The following is a 24831-nucleotide window of genomic DNA, read 5'->3' as shown; positions in this document are numbered from 1 at the left end:
GGCCGCAGCCGTTCGACGAGGCGAGCCCGGACGGAAAAAGGCCCGTGACGCGCACGGGCCTTTGATGATTGACGGCCGACCTCAAGGCCGGCAAACGCGATCCCCCAACCTTACTCCGCGGCGTCGACCTGACGTTCGCGCAGCTTGGGGGACCGCTCCTGCTTCAGGAGCTCAGCCACCATGAAGGACAGTTCAATAGCCTGCTCCGCATTGAGGCGGGGGTCGCAGTGGGTGTGGTAACGGTCATGCAGGTCCGCATCGGTGATGGCGCGCGCGCCGCCCGTGCATTCGGTGACGTTCTTGCCCGTCATTTCGAGATGCACGCCACCCGCATAGGTCCCCTCGGACTTGTGAATGCCGAAGAACTGCTTGACCTCAGACAGAATCAGATCCACCGGCCTCGTCTTGTAGCCGGAGCCTGCCTTGACCGTATTGCCGTGCATCGGATCGCAAGACCAGACCACCGTCTGCCCCTCCGCCTTGATCGCCTGGATGAGGCCCGGCAGATGGTCGGCCACCTTGTCGGCGCCGAAGCGGCAGATGAGCGTCAGGCGACCCGCCTCGTTGTCCGGATTGAGCGCGGCGACGAGCTTCACCAGCTCCTCCGGCTTCAGCGAGGGGCCACATTTCAGGCCGATCGGGTTCTTGATGCCACGGAAATACTCGACATGGGCATGGTCGAGCTGGCGCGTGCGATCGCCGATCCAGATCATATGGCCAGAGGTCGCGTACCAATCGCCCGAGGTGGAATCGACACGCGTCATGGCCTGCTCGTAGCCGAGCAGGAGCGCTTCATGGCTCGTGTAGAAATCCGTGGTACGCATTTCCGGATGGGACTCCGGATCGATGCCGCAAGCGCGCATGAAGTCGAGCGCCTCGGTGATGCGGTCCGCGAGTTCCTGGTAGCGTCCCGACTGCGGGCTGTCCTTGACGAAGCCGAGCATCCAGCGATGGGCGTTGTCCAGATTGGCATAGCCACCCGACGCGAAGGCGCGCAGCAGGTTGAGCGTCGCGGCCGACTGGCGGTAGGCCATGAGCTGGCGGCGCGGATCCGGCTCGCGGCTTTCCGGGGTGAAATCGATACCGTTGATGATGTCACCGCGATAGCTCGGCAGTTCGACGCCATCGACCGTCTCGTTCGGGGCCGAACGGGGCTTCGCGAACTGGCCGGCAACACGGCCGACCTTCACAACCGGCGATGAACCGGCAAAGGTCAGCACCACCGCCATCTGGAGGAACAGGCGGAAAAAATCGCGAATGTTGTCGGCGGAATGCTCCGCGAAGCTTTCGGCACAATCGCCGCCCTGCAAGAGGAACGCCTCGCCGACGGCAACCTTGCCCAACGCCCGTTTGAGCTTGCGCGCCTCGCCCGCAAAAACGAGGGGGGGAAAGCTGGCGAGCTGATCTTCGACGCTGGCAAGGGCCGCAGCATCCGTAAAGAGCGGCACCTGCTGGATCGGTTTTGATCTCCAGCTCGACGGTGTCCAACGCTCGCTCATCTCTCCAAACTCCCGACGCCCAATCCTGGGACCGTTGTTGCAAAAAGCCCCCCCGCCATTTCAGGGGGGAAGCGGCTTATATACGCACACCGCGCGGAAAAGCGAGCATCAAGACGTCCCGGTCCGTCCGAGACGCCTCTGCCGCTCCGTCGCGGATGCGCTTCGCCTATCGGCGGCAGGCTCGGGCCCTCCCTGACGCCGCCGCAACAATCGCTCAAACGTCATGGCGCGGGCGATACCCGCCGAAGGGCAGAGGCGGCGGGTCGAAGGAGCCGGAAAAGGCGGCAAAATCGGCCGGCCATGAGCTCCCAACAGGCAACACCCGCGCACCTGCGCCTGAAGCATGGCTCGTATGCCAATCTGTTAGGCAATTCCATGCGAATGAAGACCCTGCTCGTCGTTGCAGCCGTAACTTCGCCGTGATCGGATGTGATGTGAGCATTCCCGCATGTCTACGGCGTTCGATCCCGTGCCAGCCTCCCTCGCCTCTGTTGCACCCGTTCTCGTCGCCGTCTTCATCCTCGTCGTCGGCAACGGCCTCGCCACGACTCTCGTGCCCCTGCGCGGCGTCATGGAGAATTTCTCGCCGGCTGAAATCGGCGCGATCGGCTCCGCCTATTTCGTCGGCATGCTGGGCGGCACCTGGCTTGCCCCGGGCATCGTCAGGCGCGCCGGGCATATTCGTGCCTTCGCCGCGCTCGCGGCCATCGCCGCAAGCGCCGTGCTGGGCTTTGCCATCATTGTCGAGCCCGCCATGTGGATGGCCCTTCGCTGCATCATCGGCTTCTGCTTCGGGGGCCTTTACGCGATCGTCGAGGGCTGGGTGAACGCCAAGGCCACGGACAGGAACCGCGGCAGCATGCTCGGCCTCTACAACGTCATGAATTTTGGCGGCTCGGCGACCGGGCAGCAGTTCCTGAATATCGCGCCGGCGCAGTCCTTCACCCTTTTTTCCGTATCGGCGATGTCGATCGTGCTGGCGCTGGTGCCGATGGCGCTTACCCGCGCGGAGCCGCCGCCCCTGCCGGTGAAGGCAAGGCTCGACATCCTCGGCCTGGCGCGACGCAGCCCGATCGCCGTCATGGGCGTGATCTGTGTGGGGCTCGCCAACGGCAGCCTGTGGAGCCTGGTGCCGGCCGTCATCGAGCGGACCGGTCTCGGGACGACCGTGCTCGCAACCTTCATGACGATCCTGATCCTCGGGTCGGCGGCCAGTCCCGTCCCGCTCGGGCGCCTCTCCGATCGCATGGACCGCCGCTGGATGATCGCGGTGATCTGCGCCTGTGCCGTCGCGGTCGAGATCGCGCTGGTCTTCGTCTCCCTCAACCCTTCGGTCTGGATGCTCTACGGGCTCGCGCTCGGCATGGGCTTCTTCGTGCCGGTGATCTATCCCCTCATCGCGGCCCATGCCAATGACCGCAATATCGAGGGCGGCGCGATGCATATGTCGAGCACGCTCCTCTTCCTCTATTGTCTCGGCGCGATCGTCGGGCCGACGCTCGCCTCCTTCCTCATGGCGCGTTTCGGCGATGGCGCGCTCTTCATGCACAACGCCGTCGTGCATTTCGTGCTTGGGCTCTATGTGCTCTGGCGCATCTCGCGCAAGGCGCCGCCGCGCCTCGATGCGGAGGTGCAGCCGCTCGGCCAACCCCTCGGAGAGGTCGAGCCCCAGACCACCGCCTTGGCGTCATCCTGACGGGAGCGGGCGGGAGCGGCCCTGACATCAGGACGGGCGGCGGCCCGCGCGGTCATATCGCATCGCCGGCAAACAGCGAGGCAAGCGGCGCCGAGGCATTGACCTCCCCCCGGGATAGCGCTTAACTGTTTGAATAAGCTGATCGAATCCGCTGAAGAGGCAGATTGGCAGGTCAGCCCGTCGTATTGCGCATAGAGATTTTCTTACGGGAATTGGGGGCGATCGAACCGCGGATGTGCTGCGGCAGATGGCGCTCGCGTCCGCCTTACGGCCAGAGCCCGTTCCCGGCGCGTGACCGATCGGCAACCCATCGGTCATCATTGGAGTGTGACGCCATTTGTGAGGATCATCGCCATTACCTGTCACGCCGCCGCCTGTTGGCGGACGGCGCGGCCGCGACTTTCATGGGCGGACTGGCGCTCCCTGCCGCTGCACAGCAGAAGCAGCCGGCCGCCGCGCCGAACGCCATCAGCCCGGACGACGCGCTGAAGCGCATCATGGACGGCAACCGGCGCTACGTGGCGAATGCCACGCGGAGCAAGGATTTTTCCGCCGGCCGGGCAGCCCGCGCGGCGGCACAATATCCCATCGCCGCGGTTCTGAGCTGTGCGGATTCGCGCGTCGTGCCCGAACTCATTTTCGATCAGGGGCCCGGCGATCTCTTCATCATTCGCGGGGCCGGCAATTTCGTCGACAACGACGGCCTCGCGAGCCTCGAATACGGGGTCAAGTTCCTCGGCACGCCTTTGATCATGGTACTCGGCCATTCCGGCTGCGGCGCCGTCACGGAGGCGGTCAAGGTCGTCGAGGAGAAGCTCGCGCTGCCGGGGCATCTCGCGGGCCTGGTGGACGCGATCAAGCCGGCCGTACTGATGGCCAAGAAGGCCAAGGCGAAGAACCTCATCGATGAGGCCATCGCCGATAACGTGCGCTACAACGTGCGCAAGCTGCAGAAGGCGAAACCGATCATCAACGGTTTCGTGAGGAGCGGCAAAGTCAAGGTCATCGGCGGCGTCTATGACATCGCGACCGACAAGGTCACCTTGCTCTGAGCAAGCCATCGCCTAAGCCGTCACTGTTTTTGTGCCATCAGCGCGTCCGCCGCACCAGGATCGCCAGATGAATTAGGCTCCGCCCATGGCCGCGGAGGGCGCGGGTGCGACCGCCAGGCTGTCGAAATGCACCATCTGCCACGCGGCCCATTGCTCGAATTCCGCGAGCAGTTCGTCACAGAGCATGGTGAGGCGGCGGCCCTCGCCAATCACGAACCAGCCTCGCTGCTCTGCCTCACCGAGCAGGTTGCCGACATGGGCGGGAGACACCTGCAGCCGCCGTGCCAAGGCCTTGTAACTGAGCAGCGCGGCAGGCGGGGCATCGGGCAGCGTCCGCGCATAATGCGCGCCCATGATGGCTGCCAGGAGGGGATAGCCACAGTCCCGACCGGCGAAGTGGACAATGCGCTGAAACGGATGGATGAGCGTGCCATTGGCGCGCACGAATTGAGCGGAGCGGTACAGCAGCAGCCCAAGCCGCTCCGGATCGGCAAGCCCCGCGGCGCGCCCGGGGTGCCGTCCCTCGATCTCGTCCACGGCCGCAACGAAGAGCCGCACGGAGCGCCCGATCGCGATGATCATGGAGGGCGCCGGCTTGAGAAACTTCAGACGCCGATCATCCGGATCCGGTTCGGCCATAACGAAATGCCCGGCCTTCAGAGCCGCGACGAAGCCGGCCGTGTGCCGGGCGCTCGCACCGGCCCCTATCGCCTTCTGCAGGGCGGACAAGGTCGGCGGCGCGGCGCCCGCATACTTCCAGGCGAAGTAGTTGTGGATCAGCATATAGGCGACCAGATACCGTCCGAGTTGATCGAACATCTTATAGAGCGGCCAGATCGTCGGTGCCGCTGTTGCCACGTCCTGGCAATAGCGGGCAAGCGCGGGCCTAAAGCGGGAATAGGCGGCCAGCCGCGCGGCCGCATCGGTGAAACCGGGCGGCAGGGAGGGCAGCGCCCCCGCCGTGATCAGCGTATTGTCCGTAAGGTTCAGCAGTCTACGCACAGCTAATCGAATACCTGCAAAGTTTGGACTCAAGCTCCACCCCCGGAGCATTGCACATATATCCTCTTCGGGATGGGTGGCGTTATCAAGCTGCGGGGTTGCATCGACAAGACGTGCCTTGTGCCGGCTTCACCGCCGGAGCCCGTTCTCGACGTGTGGGTGATCGGCGCAACGTCGGTCATGGCTGGAGGACGACGCCATGTGTGAAGACCATAAACACTATCTGTCACGCCGCCACCTTATCGCGTCCGGTGCCGCAGCCGCTTTCCTCGGCGGGCTGGCACTGCCTGCCACCGCGCAGGAGAAGCCGCCGGCTGCCGCGCCGAATGCGATCAGCCCCGATGTCGCATTGAAACGCATCATGGATGGCAACCAGCGCTATGCCGCGAACACCTCGCGCAACAAGGATTATTCCGTCGGCCGGGCAGCCCGGGCCGCGGCCCAATATCCGATCGCCGCGCTGCTCAGCTGCGCCGATGCCCGGGTCGCCCCGGAACTCGTGTTCGATCAGGGACCAGGCGAACTCTTCATCGTTCGCGGCGCCGGCAATTTCGTCAATGACGACGGTCTCGCAAGCCTCGAATATGGCGTGAAGTTCCTGGGAACGCCGCTCATCATGGTGCTCGGCCACTCCGGATGCGGGGCGGTTGCAGCGACCATAAAGGTTGTCGAGGAGAATGTGACGCTGCCGGGGCACCTTCCTGGTCTGGTCGAGGCGATCAAGCCGGCCGTGATGATCGCCGCGAAGGCCAAGGCGAAGAACCCGCTCGATGAGGCCATCGCCGAAAACGTCCGCTACAACGTCCGCAAGCTGCAGGAGGCGACGCCGATCATCGACGCATTCGTCAAGAGCGGCAAGGTCAAGGTGGTCGGCGGCGTCTACAACATCGCGACCGGCAAAGTCAGCCTGCTCTGAGCGTGACGAGCGCCCGGGCCGTCACGACGGCTCGGGCGGCGCACGACGGTGCCTGCCTTACGCAACAGGCGTGCGCAGGGTGACCAGCTCCTCGGCGGCCGTCGGATGGACGGCGATGGTGCGGTCGAAATCGGCCTTGGTCGCGCCCATGGTCACGGCGATGCCGACGAGCTGAATCATCTCGCCGGCGGCCTCCCCCATGATGTGCACGCCAACGACCTTGTCGGTCGCGCCATCGACGAGGATCTTCATCATCACCGGCTCGTCGCGGCCCGACAGCGTCGCCTTCATGCCGCGGAAACGCGTGCGATAGACGACGAGCGCGGGATAGAGCGCCCGCGCGGCCTCCTCGCTCGGCCCGATGGTGCCGAGTTCCGGCGTCGAGAATACGGCCGTCGGAATGAGGGAATGGTCCACACGCGTCGGTCTGTTGCCGAAGACCGTCTCGGCGAAGGCCTGGCCTTCGCGGATGGCGATCGGCGTGAGATGGGCGTGGTCGGTGACATCGCCGACGGCGTAAATCGACGGCACGTTCGTGCGGCCCTCGGCATCGACGATGACTGCGCCTTTCTCGTTTGTCGCGACACCTGCGCTTTCAAGCCCCAGGCCCGCAGTGTTAGGCCGGCGGCCGGTCGCCACCAGCACCTGGTCGAAGCGGCGCGTCGTGCCGTCGGACAGGGTCGCGGCGATATCGGACCCGGCGCGCTCGAGCCGCGCGACGCGCGTTTCCAGAAGGAGCTCGATGCCCCGCGCCCGATAGGCGGCGGCAAGACCCTCCGCGAGATCGTGGTCGAAACCGCGCAACAGCCGCGGCCCGCGGTGCAGCAGCGTCGTCTCGACGCCAAGACCGGCGAAGATGCCGGCGAACTCCACCGCGATATAGCCGCCGCCAATGACGAGCAGCCGCCGCGGCAGTTCAGGCACGTCGAAGATCTGATCGGAAACAAGGCCAAGTTCACCACCCGGAATGACGGGTTCCAGCGACGGACGCGCGCCGGTGGCGATCAGGATGACCTTGGCCGTTATGCGCTCGCCGGTCGCCAGGAGACGCACCGCATGGGCCCCTTCGATCACGGCGCGGCTGTCGACGATCTCGACGCCGGCATTGACGAGATTGCGGCGGTAGATGCCTTCGAGCCGCGTGATCTCGGTTTCCTTGTTGGCGACGAGGGTCGGCCAGTGGAAGCTGGCCTGAGGCACGTTCCAGCCGAAGCCCGCGGCATCGGCGAATGCATCCTGGAAGCGGCTGGCATAGACATAGAGCTTCTTCGGGACGCAACCGCGAATGACGCAGGTGCCTCCGACCCGTGATTCCTCGGCGATCATCACCCGCGCGCCATAGCCGGCCGCGATGCGTCCCGCCCGGACGCCACCCGAGCCAGCGCCGATGATGAAAAGATCGACATCGAAATCACCGTTCGCCATCGCACCCTCCAAGTCCGCGGATCCTTGTGACCGACGCGGCGCCCCAGCGCAACTGTCGTGCAGGGCTACCCATCGAAAGGCCAAAACGTGGCGCCTGCCATGCGCGAGCGCACGCGGCGCTACGCGGCCTATCCATAAGGCTGATAAAACCGCATCTTGCTCGCTGGAGATGCCGGCCTTACCGTCATTGTCACGGGCACGCAGAAGGTGCCATCACGGAATGGGAGGATGTCATGGTCGGAACAGGCGGTGCGGCGCGCACGCGCATCAAACGGCGTTCGCTTGTCGTTCTGGCAGCGGCTGCCAGCATGGCCTTTGCGGGCAGCCTCGGGCTTGCCGGCTCGGCTTCGGCTCAGATTGCCGAATTGAAGATCATGGCCCCCGCAGCACCGGGCGGAGGCTGGGACCAAACCGCCCGCGCGATCCAGTCGGCACTGACGACCTCAGGCATCGTCAAAGGCGCGCAGGTGACCAACGTTCCCGGCGCCGGCGGCATTGTCGGCCTCGCGCAATTCGTCAATAGCGGCAAGGGCGACGGCTCCCTGATCATGGTGAACGGCCTCGTGATGGTCGGTGCGATCCTCACCAACAAGTCACCGGTCACACTGGAACAAGTCACGCCGATTGCACGCCTGACGGCCGAGAATCAGGCCATCGTGGTGCCTGCGAATTCGCCGATCAAGAACGCGCAGGATCTCGTTGCGGCCCTGAAAGCCGATCCCGCCAAGGTCACCTGGGCCGGCGGCTCGGCCGGCGGCACCGACCACATCCTGGTTGGCCTGTTGGCGAAGGCCGTCGGCGTCGATCCCACCAAGATCAACTACATCCCGTTCTCCGGTGGCGGCGAGGCACTGGCCGCCATCCTCGGGTCCAAGGTCACGGCCGGCGTATCCGGCTACGGCGAGTTCGAGGGCCAGATCAAGGCCGGGAAGCTCAGGTTGATCGGCATCGCCGCCCCTGCGCGCGTCGCCTATATCGATGGACCGACGCTCAAGGAGCAGGGCGTCGATCTCGAGCTCATCAACTGGCGCTCGGTCGTGGCGCCTCCCGGCTTGACCAAGGAGCAGACGGCCAACCTCGTCTCCATCATCGACAAGATGGCAAAATCGCCGGCCTGGCAGGAGACGCTGAAGGCCAAGGGCTGGGACGACGCCTATCTGTCCGGTGACGCTTTCGGTAGCTTCCTCAAGAACGAGCAGGTGCGTATCGCCGACGTCCTGAAGTCGATCGGGCTCACGCAGTAACACCATCGTTCGCCGCGCCATATTTCGCCGGCGCGGCGTGCTCTCGACCATCGACGTTGGCGGGATCTCCCGCCAGCGGGCTTTCCCGGGAGGAAGCGGTGGTTCCGTCAGCCGGCGAAGCTGCCGGCAGATCGCCACCGCCCGCCCGCGCCCTGCCTCCTCATCCCGCCAAGGACCCACCGGCATGAACGACAAGCGGAGGCGCCGCCTCGACGTCAGTGGCCTCATCATCGCGCTCGGCCTGCTCGTCATCGCCATTCTTCTGCGCCGGGATGCCGGCCATATGCCGCCGCCGCCGGCCTATGCACGCATCGGCCCGGAAGCGGCGACCAATGTGGTCGCGCTGGGTCTCGTCGTGCTCGGGCTCGCAACCGCCTACACCGCCTGGCGTGGCGCCGGGGTGGAACCGGAGCGCGCGGACTGGGGGCCCGTCGCCCTGATCACGCTCGCCTTCGTCGCCGTCATCGCCATCATCGGGCTCGGCGGCGGCTTCATCCTGGCCAGCGCCGTCCTGTTCGCCCTGACCTCGCGCGCCTTCAACCGACGGGCTCTCCTCGTCGATTTCGGCGTCGGCCTCGCGCTCGGCCTCGGCGCCTATCTCGTCTTTGCTAAGCTGCTCACGCTGACCCTGCCGAGCGGGCCGCTCGAACATCTTTTCTGAGAGCGGACCGATGGAAGCCTTTCCCTCCCTCCTCCATGGGCTGAGCGTCGCCATCCAGCCGATGAACCTTGTGTTCGCGATCATCGGCGTCTTTCTCGGCACGGCCGTCGGCGTGCTGCCGGGCATCGGCCCTGCGCTGACGGTCGCGCTGCTGCTGCCTGTCACCTACAAGCTCGATCCGGGCGGCTCCCTGATCATGTTCGCCGGCATCTATTATGGCGGCATGTATGGCGGCTCGACCACCGCCATTCTGATCAACACGCCCGGCGAGAGTGCCTCGCTTGCCACCGCCATCGAGGGCAACAAGATGGCGAAGGCCGGCCGCGGCGGCCCGGCGCTGGCGACCTCCGCCATTGGCTCCTTCGTGGCCGGCACCATCGCGACATTGGGCATCGCCTTCCTGGCGCCGTGGCTGGTGGAGGTCGCCATCAATTTCGGCCCGGCGGATTATTTCGCCCTGATGGTGCTGGCCTTCGTCACGGTGTCGGCCACCTTCGGCGCCTCGCCGCTGCGCGGCCTCACCAGCCTGTTCATCGGCCTGGCGCTCGGTCTCGTCGGTATCGACGAATTGTCCGGCCAGGCGCGCCTGCATTACGGGGTGCCCGACCTTCTCGACGGCATCGAGGTGACGACGCTGGCGGTTGGCCTGTTTGCCGTCGGCGAGGCACTCTATGTCGCCTCGCGCCACAAGGGCGCGCCGGAGAAACTCGAACCCGTGCGCGGATCGCTCTGGATGACCCGGGAGGACTGGAAGCGCTCGTGGAAGCCATGGCTGCGCGGCACCGCCTACGGCTTCCCGATCGGCGCGCTGCCCGCAGGCGGCGCGGAAATCCCGACCTTCCTGTCCTATGCCACGGAAAAGCGCCTCGCCAAGCATCCAGAGGAGTTCGGCCATGGCGCGATCGAGGGTGTCGCCGGCCCGGAAGCCGCCAACAACGCATCGGCAGCCGGCACGCTTGTGCCGCTGCTGACGCTCGGCCTGCCGACCTCGGCCACCGCGGCGATGATGCTCGCCGGCTTCCAGCAGTACAATCTCAACCCCGGCCCGCTGCTCTTCGCCGAGCGGCCTGAACTGGTCTGGGGACTGATTGCCAGCCTGTTCATCGCGAATACGATGCTGCTGGTGTTGAACCTGCCGCTGGTCGGGCTGTGGGTGAAGCTGCTCGCCATTCCCCAGCACTGGCTCTATGCCGGCATCCTGGTGTTCGCAACCATGGGCACCATTGCCGCCAAGCCATCGGTCGTCGAATTGTCGATGCTGCTCGTCTTCGGGCTGATGGGTTTTCTCATGCGCCGCTACGACTATCCGGTCGCGCCGGTGGTCATCGGCCTGATCCTCGGGCCGATGGCGGAGCAGCAGTTGCGACGCGCGCTGGCTATCAGCCTTGGCGATCCCATCGCACTGGTCGAGAGCCCGCTTGCCGCGGGGCTGCTCGGCCTCTCCTTCCTGGCCCTGATCGCGCCCTTCGTGCTGAAGGGCCTCGACCGCTTCAAGGCTGACGAGGACTAGAGCGCGTTTCGATCTGATTGTATCAGATCGGCGCTCTAACCTCTTTTATTTCAAGCATAATCTTATCGATCCTCGTTTCATTCCGGTCGGATTATGCTTTGGCGAGACGCTGCGCGCAGTCGATCGGCGCCCGGCGCCGATCGATCGGTGTCATTCAAGACCGCAGTTGCTCCAGGCACTGGCCGGCCGCTTCCGCCGCGGGGCGGGCATCACCGCGCGAAATCTGGCCGGACATCACGAGCCCGCGCGTCTGGTCGGTGACCAGGCCACGCAGGTCGCCGCCCCCGGAGACTTGCGGCGCGACCGCATTGTAGATGATCTGGGCCGACTTGCCGAGCTTGGCCGCGCAGGCGGCAGCCCCCGCCGGGCTCGCCATGGCGAGCGTGATCATGGCGGGCGTGATCGCGGCGGACGCGGACACGGCGAGGACAGCGGCCCGCGCAAGGATGATGTAACGACGAGACATGATAGACCTCCAGAGAACGCGTAGAATTCAGCGCACGCCGCGCCGATTGACGGGACCACCCAGATTGACTGCGCCGCGTGGACGCACCCCCGGGGCTCCGACGCCGACGCCGGGACGTACGCCAACGCCAACCGCCCCAACGCCCACGCCAGGCCTCACCCCGACGCCGGGCGCGCCGACACCCACAGGACGCGCAACACAGCCCTTGGGGACCCCCACCGTCTTGCAGTAGACAACAGCCTGGCTCGCGCTCGGCAGGCCAGCGGCGACCGCTAAAGTCAGCAGACCGATGCCTGTGAGAATCCATGTTTTCATCTGTTTCTCCCTGCCGGATGAGACGCTGCAACTGCCGGCTCCCGGCGATTGCCTCGGCAGCAGCCCCCATACAATGGCAAAAATTGATCGGATCCGATGAATAAGCGTGGGCACGAGCGACGCTGCACAGGTGGTGCAACCGAAGAACGCATTGCCGCGCTGAAAAACGATCCGCGCTTTACGGAAGCCCTGCGAGGGTTCGCGGAGACCATCGCGTCGCAATACCGCAACCGTTGGCTCCTCAACCGCCTTCTCAACGATCGCGGACGCTTCCTGCTGGTCCTTCTGGCACTTGACCTGCACTATTATGGTGAAGAAGGCCAGGACTTACCAGGACTGACAGCAGGACGGCTCAAGACGGCTTGCGTCTCGCACGGGGTCTGCAGTGCGGGACGGGCCACGGCGATGCTCGCGACCATGCGGCTTTTCGGCCTTCTCTCGGAAGGGCCCGGCCGCGACCGGCGCGAGCGGCGGCTCATACCGACCGAGCAGCTCCTCGCCATCCATCGCGAACGCTTGGTGCAAGTTTTCACAGTCATCGCCGGCATCATGCCGGAAGGCGCCATGGGCACACAGAATCTGGGCCGGGAAGACTTTCTCGCCGCCTTCGTCCATGCGCTCATGGATTGTTTTCGGAGCGGGCTGCGACCGCTCGACTGGGCGCCGGAGCTCACTGTCTTCGCCGATCGCGACGGTGGCATGCCGGTCGCCCTGGCGCTGCTCGCCAACCATCTGGCGCAAGGCGCGAAGACCAACGGCCCGTCGGGGGACGGCCTGACGATCGCAGGTATCGCGGCGCGCTATTCCGTGTCGCGCGCCCACGTGTTGAGCATCCTGCGCCAGGCGGAGGCGGCCGGTCTGATCCTGCGAACGCCGGACAATCGCATCACCGTGACACCGCAGATGGTCGATCGTTTCAAGGATTTCTTCGCCGGCGTCGTGCTGCTGCAATGCGACGCGATCACGAAGGCTTTGGCCTCTTCACCGCCGCCGCGATCCCGACGCGCGTGACGCAATGGGCAGAACGCCAGAAAGGCGGGATGCCGTGCGCATCCCGCCCCGGTCGCATAGGCGTGAAGAAGAAATGCCGGCTCCAAGCCAGTAGGCTGTTGGAAAATTCAGGCTTTGCTCTCCGGAGCGGTGTCATTCCCGGCCGAGGGCCGCAAGGCCCGCGGGGAAGGGAATCCAGGGCAATACGTTAAGCTCTTCATAGTTCTGGATCCCCTTCCCTCGATTGGCTTCGCCAATCTCGCCGGGGAAGACACGTGAGCGGCTCAAAAAGCCATTCTTCAACATCCTGCTAAAGCGTGTGGCCCTTCTTCTTCATTTCCTCGCGGACGCGATTGAGGACGAAGTCGGCCGTGGAATTGGCCCATTCGCGCATCGCGTCGAAGATGTCGTCAAGCACCAGCGGCTGTGTCTCGACATATTTCTTGCCGGCTGACGAAGCGAAGAAGGTGTTGATCTGCTGCAGGTCGGCCTCGCTGAGATGCGTCGCCATCAAACGCGCGGCGTTCGAAATCAACTCCTCCTTGCGCTTCTCGATCTCCGGGCGGATCTGCTCAAGCGTGGCATCGATATCCTTCGTCAATTCCGGCCGGGTCACGAACAGCTGCTTGATCTGTTCGCCAAAGGTCGGCACGAGCGCTTCGAACGAGCGCCCCATGCCCGAGCCGATGATGACCTCGCGCGCGACGGCGATCTGGCTTGGCGTCGGCTGAGGCGCGGTCTGGGCAGGTGGCTGCGGCGCCGGCTGCTGCGCGACGGCCGCCGTGGCGGTTGTCAGCGCCAAGGCCAGCGCGGCGAACGTAATGCGGCTGAAAGCGCGTGTCATGACTATCTAACTCCTTGGCACCATGCGCGTTTTTGTGAGATCTCCGTAAGTGGAGATGCCGTGCGGCGAGGCCACGATCGCAGCCGTCGCCAGGCCGATGAACAGCCCGTGATCCACCACGCCGGGGACAGCGAGCAGTGCCCGGCTGAGGTCCTCGGGGTCGGGAATGGCGCCGAAGGCAGCGTCGACGATATAGTGGCCGCCGTCAGTCACGAAGAGAGAGCTGTCCGCTTGCCGGCGCAGCCTGAGATCGCCACGGCAGCCCGCGCCAGCGGCTGCGTCACGGACGGCGAGCTTCGTGGCGCCAAGTCCGAAGGGTACAACCTCGATCGGTAGGGGAAACCGCCCGAGCACCGCGACCCGCTTGCTGTCATCGGCAATGACGATCATACGCGCGCTGGCGGCGGCCACGATCTTCTCGCGCAGGAGGGCGCCCCCACCCCCCTTGATGAGGCGCAAGTCCTCGTCGATCTCATCAGCCCCGTCGACCGTCAGGTCGAGCTGCGGCGTCGCATCGAGATCGGAGAGAGGAATGCCCTCGGCCTCGGCCTGGGCGCGGGTGCGCTCCGAGGTCGGCACGCCGATGACACTCAGGCCACCACGCACACGTTCACCCAGAAGGGCAACGAAGTGCTTCGCCGTCGAGCCCGTGCCGAGCCCGAGCCGCATGCCATCCTCCACAAGAGCAACGGCCCGCGCCGCCGCCTCGCGCTTGGCGTCCTCGACGCTCACTTGTCGAGCCCCGCGAGCAGCATGTATTTCAGCTCGGTGTATTCCTCGATACCGTGCCGCGAGCCCTCGCGGCCGATGCCGGATTCCTTGACGCCGCCGAAGGGCGCCACTTCGGTCGAGATGAGGCCCGAGTTCACACCGACGATGCCGTATTCCAGCGCTTCGGCCACCCGGAAGATGCGGCCGATGTCGCGCGAGAAGAAATAGGCGGCGAGGCCGAACTCGGTATCGTTGGACTGGGCGATCACGTCCGCTTCGGTCTCGAAGCGGAACACCGGCGCAAGCGGCCCGAAGGTCTCCTCGCGCGCGATCATCATGTCCTTCTTCACATGGGTGAGGACGGTCGGCTCGAAGAAGGTGTGCCCCAGCGGGTGACGCTTGCCGCCGACAAGAACCTCGGCGCCCTTGGACAGGGCATCGGCGATATGCTCCTCGACCTTGGCGACGGCCGCGTCGGTGATCAGCGGCCCCTGTTCGATGCCGGCCTCGGTGCCGTCGCCGACCTTCAGCGCCTTGACCCGCGCCGCGAGCTTCTCGACGAAGGCATCGTGGATCCCGGCCTGCACATAGAGCCGGTTGGCGCAGACGCAGGTCTGGCCCATGTTGCGGAACTTCGAGGCCATCGCGCCCTCGACGGCCGCATCGACATCGGCGTCGTCGAAGACGATGAAAGGCGCATTGCCGCCGAGTTCAAGCCCGACCTTCTTCACGGTGGAAGCGGCCTGGCGCATCAGGAGCTTGCCCACCTCGGTCGAGCCCGTGAAGCTGATGAGCTTGACGAGCGGATGCTCGGTCATGACGCGGCCGATATCCTTGGCCGAACCCGTGACGATATTCAGGACACCCGCCGGCAACCCCGCGCGCTCGGCGAGGAGGCCGAGCGCCAGCGCCGTCAGCGGCGTCTCGCCTGCCGGCTTGACCACAGCGGCGCAACCTGCAGCAAGCGCCGGCCCGACCTTGCGGGTGATCATGGCCGCGGGGAAATTCCACGGCGTGATCGCCGCGACGACGCCTACAGGCTGGCGGATGACGACCATGCGCGCATTCGGCCAGGGCGAGGGAATGGTCTCGCCGTAAAGACGCTTGGCCTCCTCGGCATAGAATTCGATGAAGGCCGCGGCATAGTCGATCTCGCCGCGCGCCTCGGCCAGCGGCTTGCCCTGCTCGGAGGTCATGATCAAGGCCAGATCATCGCGATTGGCGATGATGAGGTCGAACCAACGGCGCAGGATACCCGCGCGCTCCTTGGCGGTACGCTTGGCCCAACCGGCCTGTGCGCGGCCGGCCGCCTCGACGGCGCGCGTGGTTTCCTCGGCGCCGAAATGCGGCACTTTCGCGATCACCGCCCCGTTGACCGGGTTGGTGACAGGCGTTGCCCCCTCGCCCACCCAGGCTCCGTCAATGAAGCAGGCTTCGACAAGAAGCGATGAATCTTTGAGCTGCATGGCGACGCCTCACTGATCTCCCACAAAGGAGCCCGTCTCTACCATGCGCCGTCCGGCACGCAAAGCGCCGCCATCGCCGCTCTCGTGTGAAGGCCGACAAATGGCAGAGCGTGCGAACGGCATTCGCGATGCGTGGAGTTTTCGGGAACCAAGGCGGGCCTCACAGGGTTACCGTGGCGACAATCTCATATGACCTGCACAACGGGATCTGGACGATGAGCGGCTTTGCCCTGACTTCGAATTATGCCTGCGAAACCTGCGATTGTTCAGCGATCATGCTTCCCGAAGCCCTTAACGATCACAGCCCCGTCCGATGCTCAGGCTGCGGCGCGGAACTCGGCGAATGGGGCGCGTTCAAGGCCATGACGCGCCGCATCATTATGGACGAGGTCGAACGCGGCACCTGCGACCCGCGGTCGGCGGGCGTCGACTTGGCGATGAAGATCTAGACCCTGGCCATCAAGATCACGACAGGAGCGATCGAACCGCGGCCTTCCACCTTGGAGAGCGGCAGCGGCGCCGCCCCCCTTTTAAAAAGTCAGCGCGGGCTTTGCCCCTCCGACTGGGACGAAGGCGGCACTGTCGCCGGACCACTCGCCGTCGTGGCTTGCGGCGTGCAGACGACCTGTTCGTTGAACACGTAGCAGACGCTCATTTCGCCGGTCCGGAAATTCACGCGGAACACACCACCCTCCCGCTCGTGGCGGGACGCGACGAGGCCGTATTCACCCGGCACCTGCTTGCCGGCGCCTTCACCGGGGGCATAACAGAACGTCACACCGATGGTGCCTTCCTTCAGGCCGTATTGGCAGGCTCCCACCTCGCCGGTCACGCGATCGATGCGATAGACGCGGTTGAGATCGGTCTGCGGTGCCGGCACGAATTCGAAGGGCGCCGCGCCCGCCAGGGCAACGACGGCGAAAAGGCCGACACCGATGCGCTTGGCAAGCAAGGACGGTGGTGTGATCATGGGGTTTCCTGACGCGCGCAGTCAATTTCAATCGACGAGACAAAGAAGGCTCGGCGCCTGATCTGGGGCCGAATCACTTAACGTCAGTTTACCATTCCTCGCGTTGCCATTCCGCGTCGTCACCTTCCATCGCGGCGGGGCGCGCCCTTTCGCGTCCGCGATCGGTACCGATCCCCTGATCCGCCCCAGCCGTCGCGGCCCCTCGTCCGGCGCTCCGGCATGCATCCCGCGCGCGGTCTTGCGTGAGGGGAGCATTTCCGGCTAGCTGCACCCATGCACAAGCTCTCGCCCCGTGTTCTCGTCTTCGACCTCGACGGCACTCTGGCCGATACCGCGCCCGACCTCATCGGGACGCTCAATGTCATCCTCACCCGTGAGGATCTGCCGCCTCTGCCCCTGGAGCAGGCGCGCGATCTCATCGGAGCCGGCGCGCGAGCGCTCCTTGAGCGTGGCCTCGCCGCCAGTGGCCGCACCGCCGACGCCGAAGAGCTCGAGCGGCTCTTCTCGGATTTCATCGCGCATTACAGCGACCATATCGCCGACATGAGCGAGCTGTTCGAAGGCGTCGAGGCATCCCTCCAACGCTTCAGCGAGGCAGGCTGGGCGCTCGCGGTCTGCACGAACAAGTTCGAATCGCAATCCGTCAAGCTTCTGGAACTGCTCGGTGTCGCCGATCGCTTCGCCGCGATCTGCGGGCGCGATACGTTCGATGTCTTCAAGCCCAACCCGCGTCATCTCACCGAGACCATCGCACGCGCCGGAGGCGATCCCGCCACCGCCGTCATGGTGGGCGATTCCCTGACCGATATAAAGACCGCCCAGGCGGCCGGTATCCCGGTCATCGCCGTGCCTTTCGGCTACACGGAAGTGCCCATCGATCAGCTTGGGCCCGATCGCATCATCGACCATTTCGACGAACTCTGGGATGCGGTCGCGAGCCTGCCCGCGCGGGTGCCCCTACCCTCCAGCGCCTGACGCCGCAACAGCGCGGGAGATTGGCGCGGCAAGCCTGCAACCGTCACGGCAAGGTCCTCATTTGCCAGTCGCGGCGCGCGCCTCCGGAGGCGCGGCTTCAAACCGGACGTTGCGCAAGAACATCCCGAGTTCGCGGGGATCCGAGGTCCTGCGGTCAAAGACCATCGGGATGCGTGGATTGGCGATGGTCACGCGGACGATGACAATGCCATCCGGTCGCAAAAGGCGGGCCGGTACGGTCACGGAAAACCACCGCGGATCACCACGATCGATCGCCCAGCGCGTCAGCTTTTCACCATTGACCGCGACGGCCACGGATGTGGGCGGCTGCCCTTCAGGCACGAAGGCGTTGCTTTCCATCTCGATCTTGAGGCCCTGTCCCTTCGGCACATCCACGTTGAAGACCAGAGATGCCTGTTTGCCGTTCGTCCAGCGTCCGGCCAATTCGGGCTCATCCCAGGCCTCGAACGTTTGGACGCTCGCTTTGGGCTCGCCGACAGATAAGGTCTCGCCGATGCGTGTTATCTCGGGCGCGAGGGGCAAGGTGACCGTGCAAGCGCGGGACCATCGGCCGAACCAGCACGGCAATCCAAAACTCAGGCGTTGGCGAACTTTGACAACGGGCCGATCGAGCAGGGTTACATTCTCCCCAAAATGCAGGGAGGCCGGTTCGGACGGCGATCGACGCAGCGGGAGGATCAGAAAGCCACCCGGATAGGGCAAGGCCTTATAGTCGCCGGACGACCAACGGCGATCACCCTGATGGATGCTGTGAGGTCCAATGTAGAAGCTATACCATGAGCCGATAGCCGAAACCGCTAGTCCCTCATCAACATCGACCAGACCGTTGGGAAAGTCGATCAATCGCGGGTCGCGGAACGTGGTCTCGAAAGGTCCGACGATCTTGATGGAGGCGCGCCAGCCAAAGAGAACGACCACCGCAATCACGGCGATCGCCGCGACCGCCAAACCCTGCCGCAATGATTGCGCGAAGAGCTCGTGCACCAACAAGACACTGTATAAAGCGAATATAAGAAGCGTCCATTTGAAATAGTGATAGTTTCCATAGTACCACATCCCGCCAGGATGTAGGTCCCGGTATGTCAAATAAAGCATAAAGTATGCGACTGTCGTTCCAACGACAATGAGATGGCGGAACCGTGCGGCCGCGCCAGTCGCAACGATGATGCACGCAACCATGCCGGCGAAACCTGAGATGATCCAGGGGAAACGCTCGGCCAATCCCTTTCCGGCACCATCCGGAAAGAGCGGAAAGGGGCTGATGACCAAAGTTATCCAGCGCATCGGCAAGAGGCGCCATTCAAAGCCGATGCTGTCGCTCATCTTGATGTAGTCGCTGAGCTTAAATCCATAGATCATGAGATAGGGGATCGCGAGGAGCACAACGGCAAGAACGCTGCCGAGAATGCCGCCAAGGATAAATGCGGCCACCGAACGCAAAGATGTGCGCTGCCATAGGAGACTCACGCAGGCCGTCGCGCCGGCTACGCCCAGCACCACCAGTGCGTCGACGGGACGCGCGGCGGCAATCAGTGAGCCCGACGCTCCCGCGACGCCACCGAGGATGAAGGGGTGCCCACCGCTCGTGACCCTCACGAGGGCCCATAGGCATAGCAGGACCATCGGCGCCACGAGCGACGTCGTCCATGGGATCACCCAGGCCGTGAGGCTTAGGGGATAGGCGACGTTCGTTGCAAAAAACGTCAGCCACCCGGCGATACGCGCCCAGCGCCAGTTCGGCACCAGTTCGGCAAGCAAGACCCCTGACAGCCAAAGCGCGGCGAGCAAACAGAGCAGATTGGGGATCAGAAAGGGATTCGCGGGCGTCAGATGGACGAACGGCGCGCCCGCAAGGGAATAGCCAGGCAAATACCAATGATTTCCGGCGTCCAGATTGCCTTGCGAGAAGGCGAGCGTAGACTGCAGATACTTCCACTGATCGAACCAGGCCCACCAGCCGCTCCCCTGCTGGGGGAAGCGCGGTTTTATCGGGCTATCCTTGTGAGCTTCAAGATAAATCAAAAGTGTTGCCGCCGCCGACAGGGCGAAAACGGCAAGGTCCATCCGCCTGGCGTCTCGAAAAACCGCCTCGCCGAAACGAGCCATTTTTCGAACGGTCCCCTTATATTCCACGATGCATCCTCAGACTATGATGGGCACCGTCTCGGCCGCCCCGTATGAACGCCGTGTCTCAATGCTTCAAACATCGATCGGCTGGCAAGTGGATAACGACATTCCGCGCAGACTGCGCCGCCCGTCGCGCAGTTCGCCATGCCAGTCCCCTCATCGCTTTATCACAGCTCTCCGATGCGTAAGTGTCCCCCAATCTTTTTGGCGAGGCGTACGCCATGGGGCTTGCCTTCGGCCGGTGTCTATGCTTTTGGTGTCGCCTATCGATGGGTGCGTAGCTCAGCGGGAGAGCACTGCCTTCACACGGCAGGGGTCACAGGTTCAATCCCTGTCGCACCCACCATCGTTTTCAAGAACTTAGCTGACATCAAGACAGGTCGTTCTGGGGCAACTGCCCCTCAGGGGACATTGCATCGGCGGCGTTCATTGTCATGCACCTGCCGACCGCCTGTCCGATCGGCCCCGATGGCGTGCCGCCGCGGGCTGTCTGCCCGCAATAGCCGCGACGGCATCGACATCACAGCGGCCCGACCCGTCATCCTCAAGGCCGCCGATCGGCTCGGTTGCCGCGCGGAAATTGAAGCCCTGCTTGCATAAGCGCGCGATATCCGCGAAGAGACGCCGTATAAGCGACGTTTTTTTGCCGCGAATTTCCTTCACAATTCTGTGGTGGAAGCTGGCCCTCTTCGCCGGGCAAATCCGACCTGGATGGAATCGTCTGATACCATCGAAGCCGACGAATTTGTTCGTCAGTTATTCAGCAGAGCCAATCCGCACAAGGCGGACGTGCTCTACGGGAGATGAGATATGAACCTGGCTCGCGGAGCGCTGACCGGAATTGTCCTGTTGGCCAGCGCGCTCGGCTTGACGGGCTGCGTCTCCGGCGGCAGCGCCGGGCCGGTCTACTATTCCGGCGGGGCCGGCTATTATAGCGGCTCCTGGGTGAACTACGGCTATCCGCCACCTCCCGCACCGGTGGTCTACGGTGCAGGCTATTACCCACGCTACCGCTACTACCCCCGTTACGGCTACGGACCGCCGCGGGTCTATCCCGGCCGGCCGGCCTATGGGCCGCCTGTGGGCTATCGCGGACCGCGTTATATCGGCCCCGGGCCGGGACGGCCCCCCGGGTTCCGCGGACCGGGCTATCGCCCGCCTGGTGCTTACGGTCGCCCGGGAATAGGCCCGCGTCCCGCCGCAATGGGGCCGCGCGGCCCCATCGGCGCGCGGCCGCCTATGGCCGGCCGGCCGCCACGGCCCGGGGCGCCGCCCTGGCAGTGATGATGCCATTGCCGATGGCGTGACCCGCGCCCGGCACACCATCCCGATACCGGCTGTTGATGAAGGCCTGCCAACCTCGCCGTGGCATGCAGACTGGCGTGCGCACGCACCCGAGGCATGCGGCGTCATCCGAAGCTCAGGACGCATGCGGGACTGTTGCCGGCCTGACACGCTCGCGATGATCACGCTGCTGTGAGAGAAATATCGCGCTTATCGCTGTTGCAGCTTACGCATTCTTTAGACAAGTTGCCGCCTGATAATCACCTAAATTAGGACAGGCGGTCGCGGGATTCAGACCCTGCGACGTCGAACTTCGAGGCCAACATGAGTGCGAAGCTTGCTGCTTTCGCGGGCGTTTTTTGTGCCGCCATTCTCGCCACCCCCGCGAGCGCTTACCAGATCGACCCGCTGACGCGGCAGCCCCTCGCCACACAGCCGGAGAGCTTCCGGCCGCAGGCGTCGGCTATTCCGCGTGAAGTCGTGACCTATAACGGCCCGCACGGACCGGGCACGATCATCGTTTCCACCACGGAGCGGCGCCTCTATCTGGTGCAGCCCGGCGGAACGGCGATCCGCTACGGCGTCGGTGTCGGACGTCCCGGGTTCACCTGGGGCGGAACCAAGACCGTCACGCAGAAGCGCGAATGGCCGGGCTGGACGCCTCCGCCGCAGATGCTCAAGCGTCGTCCCGACCTGCCGCGGCACATGGCCGGCGGTCCCGACAACCCGCTCGGGGCGCGCGCGCTCTACCTCGGCTCGACCCTCTACCGCATCCATGGCTCCAACGAGCCCGACAGCATCGGCCAAGCCGTCTCTTCGGGCTGTTTCCGCATGATGAACGAGGACGTCATCGACCTCTACTCCCGCGTGCGCGTCGGTACCCGCGTCGTCGTCCAGCGTTGATACAAAAAGGGGCAGGCCTCCGCCCGCCCTCTTTTCACTGCGGCAAGCCGACCGGCCATCGCGTGCTCCCAAGGAAGCATCTGTGGCGGTCGGCTTTCTTCACGGTGCGTTGACCGTTCGACCGCTCCCGCGGTCACATGGAGCGCTAGCCGCGAACCGGCGGTTCGCGTCGCAGGCCCTTGCTGTTGAGCTCGTCGAGGTAGGACGCCCAGATTTCGGTCTGTTTTGCGCCGAGCTCGTGGAGATATCCCCACGTGTAGATCCCTGTGTCATGCATGTCGTCGAAGACGAGGCGTACGGCATAGTGCCCCATGCGCTCGATCGACAGAATGGCGACGTCGATCTTGCCACCCACGGTCTTGCGCTCACTCGGCGAATGGCCGCGCACTTCGGCCGATGGGCTCTTGACCCTCAGATACTCAGCGCTCAACGCGAATGTCCGGCCGTCGTCAAAGGCAACCGTCAGCGTGCGCTTGTCAGGCGACAGACGCAATTCCGTCGGCCAAGGGGCCTGATCCTGCGCAGTGTCCATGGGCACCTCCTGCTCGCTCGGCTGCCCGATAGCCTCTAGAGCAAATCCGATTGGAATGGAATCGCCCGGGACCATGCGGGTCGGTGAATTGGGCAGGTGGGTGAATTGGCTCGTCTATTGTGTTGCGTGGTCAGTCCGCGGCCGACCGATGCGCAAGGACACCTCCAAATGATTGGCATTCTCGCCGCGGAGAGGCCATGTTAGAGGCTATGTATCGCAACCGACTAACGTTCGTACCATGTTGATGCCGCAGGACAGTCTCGGAATGGCCATGCCGTTCATCGACCCTTTCGGGCGGGCGATCACCTATCTCCGGGTGTCGGTGACCGATCGCTGTGACCTGCGCTGTGTCTATTGCATGGCGGAAGACATGCATTTCCTGCCGAAGCGCGATCTGCTTTCGCTTGAGGAGCTCGACCGGCTGTGCAGTGCCTTCGTGCGACGCGGCGTGCGCAAGCTGCGCATCACAGGCGGCGAACCGCTCGTCCGGCGCGATATCCTCAGCCTGTTCAAGTCACTCTCGCGGCATCTCGACGCCGGGCATCTCGATGAACTGACGCTGACCACCAATGGCACGCAGCTCGCCCGGCATGCCGAGGCGCTCGCCGCCTGCGGCGTGCGGCGGATCAACGTGTCCCTCGACACGCTCGACCCCGCGAAGTTCCGCACCATCACCCGCTGGGGGGATCTCGACCGCGTTCTCGACGGGCTCGCCGCGGCGCGCGCCGCGGGTTTGGCGATCAAGATCAACACCGTCGCGCTCAAGGGCGTGAACGATCAGGAGATTCCGGATCTCATTGCGTGGGCCCATGGCCTGGGCATGGAGCTCACGCTGATCGAGGTCATGCCGCTCGGCGAGATCGAGCCCGGCCGGATCGACCAGTTCCTGCCGCTGTCGCTCGTCCGCTCGCAGCTCAAGCAACGCTACACGCTGGAAGACCTGGATGATCGCACGGGCGGGCCGGCGCGTTACGTCAGGCTGCGCGAGACAGGCGGACGGCTCGGCTTCATCACCCCGATGACCCATAATTTCTGCGAGAGCTGCAATCGCGTACGCGTCACCTGTACGGGTACGCTCTATATGTGCCTCGGCCAGGATGATGCCGCCGACCTGCGCGGGCCGCTGCGCGCCAGCGAATGCGACGCTCTGCTTGAGCAGGCGATTGCCGAGGCGATCACGCGTAAACCGAAGGGCCACGATTTCGTCATTGACCGGCGACAAGCCCGGCCGGCCGTCGGTCGCCATATGAGTGTGACCGGCGGATAGGCACAAGTCTCCCTTTACGACCAAAGTCTAGCGAGTCCATAGGCTTCGGATGCGCTATTCGCCTTAACTGAGGCTGCCCCGCGGCTTGTCTGCAGGCCGGCAAAAGACTACGCACGAACTCTGGTCACCGGATTGCACCTGTATGGCATTGGAATTTCGTATCATTCTCAATCGACGCAGGATCAGTTGCGCTTCCTGCAACGCGTCTCGCATGCCCGGATGAGCGCCGTCACAGGCGAGACTGTCGCGCGGAGCCATTGCAGCGACAGCGCTCGCCATGCCAGCATCACTTTAAGAGTTATCGCGGTCCAAGAATAAACTCTTTCGAGGGGAGGTGGACGTGTCCTTACTTCTGGCCATCAGCCGGATCATTGACGCCATCAACACGCGCATCGGCAAGTGGTGCGCCTGGCTCATCCTGGCGGCAATCGTCGTATCCGCCCTCAACGCCATCGTGCGCAAGGTCTTCGATACCTCATCGAATGCGTGGCTTGAGCTGCAGTGGGTTCTCTTCGGCGTCGTGTTTCTCATGTGCGCGCCTTGGACACTGATCGCCAACGAGCATATCCGGATCGACATCGTGAACAGCCAGCTGTCGAAACGGGTCCGTGACTGGATCGACATCATCGGCCATGTCTTCTTTCTCCTGCCCTTCACGATCGTCATGATCGTGACGAGCGCCCCCTTCGCCGAGCGCTCCTGGCTGATCAACGAGCAATCGTCGAGTGCCGGCGGGCTGCCCCAGTGGCCGGCCAAGTTCCTGATCCTGATCGGCTTCATCCTCCTGTTCTTCCAGGCGATTTCGGAACTGATCAAGCGCATCGCCATCATGCGCGGCGACATTGACGATCCTCACGCCGGCGGTGCCGGTCAGGCGGAAGCCGAGGTCGAACGCCTTCTCGAGACCATCGACCCGAATGTATCGCGCCCCTGATCGACGCCCTCGCGCTGCGGA

Annotated in this window: 24 protein-coding genes and 1 tRNA gene; 14 read left to right on the top strand and 11 right to left on the bottom strand. The window is 64.5% G+C overall.

Going from position 1 to position 24831, the window contains the following annotated elements; all coding sequences use genetic code 11:
- Nucleotides 1-110 precede the first annotated feature (110 nt).
- Nucleotides 111-1499 carry a class II 3-deoxy-7-phosphoheptulonate synthase gene (locus C7450_RS29685; protein WP_110378110.1) on the bottom strand — a complete coding sequence of 463 codons (1389 nt, stop codon included), beginning with the start codon at nucleotides 1497-1499 and terminating at the stop codon, nucleotides 111-113.
- 448 nt (nucleotides 1500-1947) lie between these two features.
- On the opposite strand from C7450_RS29685, the gene C7450_RS29680 reads away from it, so the two are divergent.
- Entirely contained in the window at nucleotides 1948-3195 is a 1248-nt protein-coding gene (locus C7450_RS29680; RefSeq protein ID WP_110378109.1) for an MFS transporter, read from the top strand.
- Nucleotides 3196-3530: 335 nt separating this feature from the next.
- Nucleotides 3531-4247 (top strand): carbonic anhydrase, encoded by a 717-nt coding sequence (locus C7450_RS29675; RefSeq protein ID WP_425351268.1) that lies wholly within the window; start codon nucleotides 3531-3533, stop codon nucleotides 4245-4247.
- Nucleotides 4248-4319: 72 nt separating this feature from the next.
- Here the strand turns inward: C7450_RS29675 and C7450_RS29670 are convergent, their stop codons facing one another.
- Nucleotides 4320-5249, bottom strand: a complete 930-nt coding sequence (locus C7450_RS29670) for a hypothetical protein (RefSeq protein WP_245450217.1) — start codon at nucleotides 5247-5249, stop codon at nucleotides 4320-4322.
- Between the two features lie 199 nt (nucleotides 5250-5448).
- Between C7450_RS29670 and C7450_RS29665 the strand changes: the two genes are divergently transcribed.
- The gene (locus C7450_RS29665; protein WP_110378108.1) at nucleotides 5449-6165 is read left to right on the top strand and encodes a carbonic anhydrase; all 717 of its coding nucleotides are present in this window, start codon (nucleotides 5449-5451) and stop codon (nucleotides 6163-6165) included.
- A gap of 57 nt (nucleotides 6166-6222) precedes the next feature.
- Here C7450_RS29665 and gor read toward each other — a convergent pair whose 3' ends face one another.
- On the bottom strand, nucleotides 6223-7590 hold the full coding sequence (gene gor / locus C7450_RS29660) for a glutathione-disulfide reductase (protein ID WP_110378107.1): 1368 nt from the start codon (nucleotides 7588-7590) through the stop codon (nucleotides 6223-6225).
- A gap of 308 nt (nucleotides 7591-7898) precedes the next feature.
- On the opposite strand from gor, the gene C7450_RS29655 reads away from it, so the two are divergent.
- From C7450_RS29655 to C7450_RS29645, 3 genes are all read left to right on the top strand, one after another.
- Nucleotides 7899-8834 carry a Bug family tripartite tricarboxylate transporter substrate binding protein gene (locus tag C7450_RS29655; RefSeq protein ID WP_110378157.1) on the top strand — a complete coding sequence of 312 codons (936 nt, stop codon included), beginning with the start codon at nucleotides 7899-7901 and terminating at the stop codon, nucleotides 8832-8834.
- Nucleotides 8835-9018: 184 nt separating this feature from the next.
- Nucleotides 9019-9495 (top strand): tripartite tricarboxylate transporter TctB family protein, encoded by a 477-nt coding sequence (locus C7450_RS29650; protein WP_110378106.1) that lies wholly within the window; start codon nucleotides 9019-9021, stop codon nucleotides 9493-9495.
- A gap of 10 nt (nucleotides 9496-9505) precedes the next feature.
- A complete protein-coding gene (locus C7450_RS29645; protein ID WP_110378105.1) occupies nucleotides 9506-11005 on the top strand; it encodes a tripartite tricarboxylate transporter permease in 1500 nt (499 codons plus the stop codon).
- A gap of 154 nt (nucleotides 11006-11159) precedes the next feature.
- Here the strand turns inward: C7450_RS29645 and C7450_RS29640 are convergent, their stop codons facing one another.
- Nucleotides 11160-11471, bottom strand: a complete 312-nt coding sequence (locus C7450_RS29640) for a hypothetical protein (RefSeq protein ID WP_110378104.1) — start codon at nucleotides 11469-11471, stop codon at nucleotides 11160-11162.
- A 27-nt stretch (nucleotides 11472-11498) separates the two neighbouring features.
- Nucleotides 11499-11786, bottom strand: coding sequence for a hypothetical protein (locus C7450_RS34355; protein WP_210206572.1), 288 nt, complete (start codon nucleotides 11784-11786; stop codon nucleotides 11499-11501).
- A gap of 96 nt (nucleotides 11787-11882) precedes the next feature.
- Between C7450_RS34355 and C7450_RS29630 the strand changes: the two genes are divergently transcribed.
- Nucleotides 11883-12797 (top strand): hypothetical protein, encoded by a 915-nt coding sequence (locus C7450_RS29630; protein WP_110378102.1) that lies wholly within the window; start codon nucleotides 11883-11885, stop codon nucleotides 12795-12797.
- Nucleotides 12798-13086: 289 nt separating this feature from the next.
- Here C7450_RS29630 and C7450_RS29625 read toward each other — a convergent pair whose 3' ends face one another.
- Genes C7450_RS29625 through C7450_RS29615 form a run of 3 tightly spaced genes read right to left on the bottom strand, consistent with a single transcriptional unit; the run spans nucleotide 13087 to nucleotide 15797 of the window.
- Entirely contained in the window at nucleotides 13087-13620 is a 534-nt protein-coding gene (locus C7450_RS29625; protein ID WP_110378101.1) for a DUF2059 domain-containing protein, read from the bottom strand.
- Nucleotides 13621-13626: 6 nt separating this feature from the next.
- Nucleotides 13627-14352, bottom strand: a complete 726-nt coding sequence (gene rpiA, locus C7450_RS29620) for a ribose-5-phosphate isomerase RpiA (RefSeq protein ID WP_110378100.1) — start codon at nucleotides 14350-14352, stop codon at nucleotides 13627-13629.
- A complete protein-coding gene (locus C7450_RS29615) occupies nucleotides 14349-15797 on the bottom strand; it encodes an NAD-dependent succinate-semialdehyde dehydrogenase (RefSeq protein WP_110378099.1) in 1449 nt (482 codons plus the stop codon). Before C7450_RS29615 ends, rpiA begins: the two co-directional genes overlap by 4 nt.
- Nucleotides 15798-16012: 215 nt before the next feature.
- On the opposite strand from C7450_RS29615, the gene C7450_RS29610 reads away from it, so the two are divergent.
- The gene (locus tag C7450_RS29610; protein ID WP_146227586.1) at nucleotides 16013-16246 is read left to right on the top strand and encodes a hypothetical protein; all 234 of its coding nucleotides are present in this window, start codon (nucleotides 16013-16015) and stop codon (nucleotides 16244-16246) included.
- An 89-nt stretch (nucleotides 16247-16335) separates the two neighbouring features.
- Here C7450_RS29610 and C7450_RS29605 read toward each other — a convergent pair whose 3' ends face one another.
- A complete protein-coding gene (locus tag C7450_RS29605; RefSeq protein WP_110378097.1) occupies nucleotides 16336-16767 on the bottom strand; it encodes a hypothetical protein in 432 nt (143 codons plus the stop codon).
- Nucleotides 16768-17040: 273 nt separating this feature from the next.
- Between C7450_RS29605 and gph the strand changes: the two genes are divergently transcribed.
- Nucleotides 17041-17742, top strand: a complete 702-nt coding sequence (gph, locus tag C7450_RS29600) for a phosphoglycolate phosphatase (protein WP_110378096.1) — start codon at nucleotides 17041-17043, stop codon at nucleotides 17740-17742.
- Between the two features lie 57 nt (nucleotides 17743-17799).
- Here the strand turns inward: gph and C7450_RS29595 are convergent, their stop codons facing one another.
- Complete coding sequence (locus C7450_RS29595; protein WP_110378095.1) at nucleotides 17800-19827, bottom strand: hypothetical protein; 2028 nt, start codon at nucleotides 19825-19827, stop codon at nucleotides 17800-17802.
- 334 nt (nucleotides 19828-20161) lie between these two features.
- Here C7450_RS29595 and C7450_RS29590 point away from each other — a divergent pair.
- The 3 genes from C7450_RS29590 (at nucleotide 20162) to C7450_RS29580 (ending at nucleotide 22077) form a co-directional block, all read left to right on the top strand.
- A tRNA-Val gene (locus C7450_RS29590) sits at nucleotides 20162-20236 on the top strand.
- Between the two features lie 464 nt (nucleotides 20237-20700).
- Nucleotides 20701-21174, top strand: a complete 474-nt coding sequence (locus C7450_RS29585; RefSeq protein WP_110378094.1) for a hypothetical protein — start codon at nucleotides 20701-20703, stop codon at nucleotides 21172-21174.
- Between the two features lie 324 nt (nucleotides 21175-21498).
- Nucleotides 21499-22077, top strand: coding sequence for a L,D-transpeptidase family protein (locus tag C7450_RS29580; RefSeq protein ID WP_110378093.1), 579 nt, complete (start codon nucleotides 21499-21501; stop codon nucleotides 22075-22077).
- Nucleotides 22078-22222: 145 nt separating this feature from the next.
- Here C7450_RS29580 and C7450_RS29575 read toward each other — a convergent pair whose 3' ends face one another.
- Nucleotides 22223-22609 (bottom strand): gamma-butyrobetaine hydroxylase family protein, encoded by a 387-nt coding sequence (locus C7450_RS29575; protein WP_110378092.1) that lies wholly within the window; start codon nucleotides 22607-22609, stop codon nucleotides 22223-22225.
- A gap of 238 nt (nucleotides 22610-22847) precedes the next feature.
- On the opposite strand from C7450_RS29575, the gene moaA reads away from it, so the two are divergent.
- Complete coding sequence (gene moaA / locus C7450_RS29570) at nucleotides 22848-23876, top strand: GTP 3',8-cyclase MoaA (RefSeq protein WP_110378091.1); 1029 nt, start codon at nucleotides 22848-22850, stop codon at nucleotides 23874-23876.
- Between the two features lie 340 nt (nucleotides 23877-24216).
- The gene (locus C7450_RS29565) at nucleotides 24217-24810 is read left to right on the top strand and encodes a TRAP transporter small permease subunit (protein WP_110378156.1); all 594 of its coding nucleotides are present in this window, start codon (nucleotides 24217-24219) and stop codon (nucleotides 24808-24810) included.
- Nucleotides 24811-24831 lie beyond the last annotated feature (21 nt).

It is taken from the genome of Chelatococcus asaccharovorans, from assembly GCF_003201475.1.
GTDB classification, from domain to species: domain Bacteria; phylum Pseudomonadota; class Alphaproteobacteria; order Rhizobiales; family Beijerinckiaceae; genus Chelatococcus; species Chelatococcus asaccharovorans.
The sequence above is the reverse complement of the archived record's forward strand: the minus strand, read 5'-3'. Positions and strand labels throughout refer to the sequence as shown.